Source organism: Apibacter sp., assembly GCF_025291155.1.
Lineage (GTDB): Bacteria > Bacteroidota > Bacteroidia > Flavobacteriales > Weeksellaceae > Apibacter.
The window spans coordinates 22,189-28,188 of record NZ_JAMBJZ010000018.1 but is presented as its reverse complement, the minus strand read 5'-3'; the positions used below and the strand labels follow the sequence as shown (position 1 = coordinate 28,188).

The window sequence follows — 6,000 nt, the reverse complement described above, 5'->3', positions numbered from 1 at the left end:
AAAAGCAGAAATATTATAATGAATTTTCAATCCTAAAACTGACCTATTGAAGAATGGATTGAAAATGTATAATATTATAAAAACTTAAATAGAGATTAATTTTTTCAGGAATTGGAGCATTTCGTAATCCGGTAATATACCCAGTCAGAAAATAATTAGTTGCCAAATAAATAATTATTAATAAAGGACTAATAAATAAACTAACAAATATTGGGTGTATTAAATAATTTGATTTCTTTGTTAAAATAACGTAAGACAAAAACAAAAAATATCCCAGTAGAATAAATACACATGAGTATTTAGTCAAACATAAAAAAATAATAAAAAGCTATTAAAAAAAATATATCGTTTATTCGAGATTTTATTACATAAAAATTTATAATTAATATAGCAAAACAAAATCAAAATTGGAAAGAGGATTGTTTCTTACAGCTTATTGGTATTATCGAAAGAGTAACAGGAGATATTGATACAGTCCATATTTCTTTCCAAAAGGAATTTTTTAATCTTGATAAATATAAAATAAAAGCCATGGATAATATAAACAAGATCTTAGAAGGCGTAAAGTAATCAATATTTAACATATGAATAATCCTAATTAATATAGGGTATAAAATGGGAAAAATACTTTCCTTTATTTTATGATGGTCATGACCATCATAAAATATACTTTAGAATCGGTTGATATTGTATAGCAATATAAAGAGCAGTAACTTATTATATTAAATAATAAGTTATTAAGACAATTAGGTGTAGATATTTGACCTTAAACGTATAAAAATATTAAATATAATGCATAGATTTAAATAAATGTAATATTACCTAAACATTAGAATTTGTTATTTTTGAAAAGTTTTAGGTTTATAAATATCATAAATATGAAAAAATTTCAAAAATTAATTCTTTTTTGCATTTTAATAGTGTTTATAATAAATTGCAAAACAACTAAATCAATAGGAATATTTAAAGCCTATCTTAATCAAGAAATAAATGATTCAATCAAGTCTGACTCTCAATATATACAATATATCTACCCTTATAAAAAACAAATGGATTCAATAATGAATCAACCAATTAGCTATGCAAAGGTAGATTTTACTAAGACCGGATATTCCAGTAACGAAGGTAATTTACTAGCCGATTTAGTATTAGATTATGCTAAAATATATGCAAAAAAGAATTCTATTCCTGATCCCGATTTTTGCTTGTTAAATATTGGCGGAATTAGATCTATTATCCCTAAAGGAGTGGTAACCGTAGAAAATATATTTGAAGTAGCGCCTTTTGAAAATGAATTGGTATATATACAGCTCGATGATTCACAAATGAAAGAAATGTTTGATTATTTAAGAACAGAAAAGAAAGGACATCCTTTGGCTGGAATTAAGCTTATTTATAAAAATGACCAATTGTATACAGCGAAAATCGGAGGTAAGGATTTTGACAATACTAAGAAATATTGGGTAGTAACAATAGATTATTTAATGAACGGGGGAGACAGAATGAATTTTTTTGTGAAGTCTGATTCTAAAAAAATAACGCATCTGAAATTACGAGATATACTTTTGGAACAAGTAAAAAAATACAAAGAATTACCGGAGCTAACGGATCAAAGATTAATTTATGAAGATTAAAATAATTTCATATGAAAAGAAGAGATTTTATTAAAACAACCATACTAGCAGGAGGGGCATTAAATCTTCCATCAATATCATTTGCTTCCCAAATTTTAAAGTCTGACAAAAAAGTAACTATACTGCATACAAATGATCAGCATAGTAGGATAGATCCATTTCCTCCTACTTATGCTCATAGCTCAAATAAAGGTGGTTTTGCAAGAAGAGCGACCTTAATTGAAGCTATTAGACAGGAAGAACCGCAGGTATTATTGTTAGATTCGGGGGATGTTTTTCAGGGGACACCCTATTTTAATTTTTTCGGAGGAGAATTGGAATTTAAATTAATGTCCAAAATGGGGTATGAAGCATCAACTATGGGGAATCATGAATTTGATAACGGTTTGGAAGGATTTAAAAAGCAGTTGCCTCATGCCCAATTTGACTTCCTTTGTTCCAACTATGATTTTACAAACACTATATTAGAAGGGTTGACCAAAGATTATAAGATTATAAACAAAGGAGGAATAAAAATAGGAATATTCGGCATTGGAGTCGAATTGGAAGGATTAGTTGAAAAAAAGAATTATTTAGAAACTATATATTTAGATCCTATTGAAATAACTCAAGATCGGGCCTATATGTTGAAAAAAGAAAAAAAATGCGATTTAGTTATTTGCCTTTCCCACATAGGATATAAATATCCGAATTTTCCAAATAAGGTATGTGATGTACAGCTTTGTCAGCAAACCTCACATATAGACTTAGTACTTGGTGGGCATACCCATACATTTTTTAAAGAGCCCGAAAAATATATAAACAAAGAAGGCAAAGAAGTACTTTTAAATCAAGTAGGTTGGGCCGGTTTATTATTAGGTAGAATAGATTATCTTTTTACTCAAAATAATAAATTAAAAGAAATTGCTTTCCAAACCATCCCGATTGAAGATTATACGGTGTAGTTTCGTTTTCCGAATAATTTAGATCCAATTCTAACCATGTTGCTTCCACATTCAATAGCAAGCAAATAATCATCGGACATTCCCATAGATAAAATTTCCAAGCCAAATTCTTTTTGATGCGTTTCATAAAATTTATGAAGATAAGAAAACTCAGCCTTAATTTGTTCCTTATTGTATGTAAAAGAGGCCATACCCATAAGACCTTTGATAGCAACATGTGGAAATTTTCCTTCCTTTTTAAAAGTAAGTAATTCAAGAGCCGAATCCAAAGTTAAGCCATATTTAGATTCTTCTTGCGCTATTTTTACTTGTAATAAAACAGCCAGAGGACGATTATTTTTTATCGCTTCTTTCTCAATGATTTCCAGCAATTCTAAACTATCAACAGAATGTATCAAATAGACAAAAGGAGCGATGTATTTCACCTTGTTTTTCTGCAAATGTCCGATCTGGTGCCAACGAATGCTTTTAGGTAATTGTCCATATTTTCCCATTAATTCCTGAACTTTATTTTCCCCGAAATCAATTTGCCCATAAGAATGCATTTCTTCAATTTCTCTTGCAGGATGCATTTTAGAAACAGCAATCAAACTTACCTCCGATGGTATTGTTTGTAAAGTGGTTTGTAAAGAATCTTTTAAAGGCATAAAATGAAAAATAAATTAAGATGGTAAAAGTACAAATTAATTTTTTCAAAAAATAAATCGAATAGTAAAGATTTTATATAAAAAAGAGCGGAAAAATAATTTATTTCCACTCTCAAAATCAAGTTTTATTTTATTTTTTATCTATTGGATTTTAAATCTTGAAAATTAAGATCGTTGTTAAGCACATTATTTACTTTTTCAACAATCAATTTATTAGGTAATGTAAAAGAAGAGGTTTGTTTACTGTTTAGAACGGAAGAACTGAATTCAATTTTATAAACTCCGGCATCAGCAATCCAGGCAGAAGCTAAAGGATTGAAAGAGGCTAAATCTTTAGGTTGTAGTTCAAAAAAGACAACTTGAGTTTCTCCTGGGTTTAACAATTTTGTTTTTACGAAACCTTTTAGTTCTTTTGCAGGTTTATCAACTCCTCCTCTAGGAGCAGAAAGATAGAGTTGTACAACTTCTTTTCCAGCAACACTTCCTGTATTTTTAACTTTTAATGATATCACCAGCTTTTGATTGAATTGAGAGGAACTTAAAACAGGTTCTGAATAATCAAATTTTGTATAAGAAAGTCCATATCCAAATTCATAAGAAGGAGTTACGTTGAAAGTATTAAAATATCTATATCCAACATATATCCCTTCTCTATAAGATACATCTGTAGGTTTTTCTGCAGGAACCCCATCAAAATTTGATGAAGAAGAAACGTCGGAATACTTAACAGGTAAAGTTTGAGTTAATTTACCAGAAGGATTTACAGTACCTGAAAGTACGTCTGTTATAGCATAACCTCCTTCTTGTCCTGGAAGACTTGCCCATAAAATTGCGTCTACTTTTCCTTTCCAGCTGGAGGTTTCAATAGCACTACCGGAATTAACAATTACTACAACTTTTTTATTTAATTTATGGAAAGCATTGGATACTTCAGAAATTAAATTTTGTTCTTTTTCCGAAAGATCAAAATCGTCTTTTATTTTTCTGTCTCCTGATTCACCGGCCTCGCGTCCGATTGTGATCACAGCTATATCATTTTCTTTGGCACTATTTTCAATGACTCTTTCTTTAATGGTAGGCTGAGTTAAAATGGGTAAAATAGCTAATAATTTTTTCTTAAGTTCTTCAGTTTTTCTAAGTTCCTCTTTAACAAAAGAAGTATAGGTTTTGTCTAAATTTTTATCTATTTGAAAGCCGTTTTCTTCCAAGCCTTTAGGTAAAGAAATTACATAAGCTTTGTTAACATTTCCACTTCCGGTTCCCCCTGCAATAATATTATAAGACCCGCTTCCGAATAGTGCTATTTTACTTCCTTTGTTTAAAGGTAATGCTCCGTTATCATTTTTTAACAAAATCATTCCTTCAGAAGCTGCTTTTCTACTTAAAAGCCCATGACTTTTTAAATCAGGATTATTATATGGCACATAGCCGGCTACACGTGGAGATTTAAAGATAATTTCCAATACTTTTCTTACGGAATTGTTTACATCTTCTATAGATAATCTTTTGGAATCTATATATTTTTTTAATGTTTCGAATTGTATCTGAGTACCAGGCATTAATAGATTATTACCGGAATGAATTTGTTGGGCAAAAATTTTCTCTTCATATGAATCTTTACTTATACCGTCATGACTGGTATCACTAATAGCGGATACATCTGCATAACCTCCGAACCAGTCTGTAATTACAGTTCCTTTAAAGCCCCATTCGTGACGTAAAATGGTAGTTAATAAATCATAGCTTGCAGAAGTATAGGTGCCATTGATCTTGTTATAAGATGACATTATAGTGGCTGGATTAGATTCTTTAACAGCAATTTCAAATCCGCGAAGATAAATTTCTCTTAAAGCTCTTTGAGAAAGATGCACATTTAAACCCATACGGTTATTTTCGCTATTATTCGCTGCAAAGTGTTTAAGAGACACTCCTACACCGTTTTTTTGTATTCCTTGAGTGATAGCAGAAGCGAATTTACCTGCTATTAAAGGGTCTTCTGAAAAATATTCAAAGTTACGTCCACATAAAGGATTACGCATTATATTTAAGGCAGGAGCTAATTGAATATCCGAACCATATTTTAAAGCTTCGTCTCCTATGGCTTTTCCAATTTCTTCAGCCAATTCCACATCCCATGTGGTGGAAATAAGCGCACCAACCGGAAAGCCTGTAGCATAATAGGTATTTGATTCTCCTTTTCTGGTTGCAGAAATACGTACTCCTGCCGGTCCATCAGTAAATATTACTGCAGGAATACCCAATTTGTCAATAGGAGTGGTAGAACCTGCAGATCCAGGTATAAGGTAGCTAGGAATTGTTACGCCTTTTGGGTCAATTGCTTCAAAACCTTTTAACATTTCAAATCCAACCATTCCCGTTCCTAAAAGAAGATGTATTTTGTCCTCAACCGATAACCGAGAAATCAAATCATCAATTCTTTCATAATCTGATAATCGAGTATCTTCATAAGGTTGTAGTTTTCCGTCTCTGTTCCAATCAGAAAATTTTTGATTATTAACTAAAATCTGAGGATAAGTTTGAGCCTTGCTTAGATTAAATGCGCAAAATCCAATTAATGCACATAATACAAATCTCTTTTTCATCATATTATTTTTTTTTCTCATAAGGTACAAATTATTTATCATATATTGACATATACATGATATAAATTAGGTGTTTCATAAGTTGTTATTATTATACAATATTAAATTGTTGATATATAATAATAGTTATAATATAATTTTATATAATAAAAAATATGAAATAGAATTATAG

4 protein-coding genes are annotated in these 6,000 nt (G+C 30.2%); 2 read left to right on the top strand and 2 right to left on the bottom strand.

The features are described 5' to 3' along the window. Window positions 1-878 precede the first annotated feature (878 nt). Window positions 879-1,634 (top strand): 5'-nucleotidase C-terminal domain-containing protein, encoded by a 756-nt coding sequence (locus M3Z80_RS03450; protein WP_293917617.1) that lies wholly within the window; start codon window positions 879-881, stop codon window positions 1,632-1,634. An 11-nt stretch (window positions 1,635-1,645) separates the two neighbouring features. After that, window positions 1,646-2,578 (top strand): bifunctional metallophosphatase/5'-nucleotidase, encoded by a 933-nt coding sequence (locus M3Z80_RS03445; protein WP_293917614.1) that lies wholly within the window; start codon window positions 1,646-1,648, stop codon window positions 2,576-2,578. Here M3Z80_RS03445 and M3Z80_RS03440 read toward each other — a convergent pair. After that, entirely contained in the window at window positions 2,566-3,225 is a 660-nt protein-coding gene (locus M3Z80_RS03440; protein WP_293917612.1) for a YggS family pyridoxal phosphate-dependent enzyme, read from the bottom strand. The genes M3Z80_RS03445 and M3Z80_RS03440 overlap by 13 nt on opposite strands. Before the next feature lie 137 nt (window positions 3,226-3,362). Beyond that, complete coding sequence (locus M3Z80_RS03435) at window positions 3,363-5,828, bottom strand: beta-glucosidase (RefSeq protein ID WP_293917610.1); 2,466 nt, start codon at window positions 5,826-5,828, stop codon at window positions 3,363-3,365. Window positions 5,829-6,000 lie beyond the last annotated feature (172 nt).

What these genes read in the sequence shown, in the direction of transcription:
- M3Z80_RS03450 (WP_293917617.1), top strand. Translation starts at nt 879, where the DNA reads ATGAAAAAATTTCAAAAATTAATTCTTTTTTGCATTTTAATAGTGTTT.
- M3Z80_RS03445 (WP_293917614.1), top strand. Translation starts at nt 1,646, where the DNA reads ATGAAAAGAAGAGATTTTATTAAAACAACCATACTAGCAGGAGGGGCA.
- M3Z80_RS03440 (WP_293917612.1), bottom strand. Translation starts at nt 3,225, where the DNA reads ATGCCTTTAAAAGATTCTTTACAAACCACTTTACAAACAATACCATCG.
- M3Z80_RS03435 (WP_293917610.1), bottom strand. Translation starts at nt 5,828, where the DNA reads ATGAAAAAGAGATTTGTATTATGTGCATTAATTGGATTTTGCGCATTT.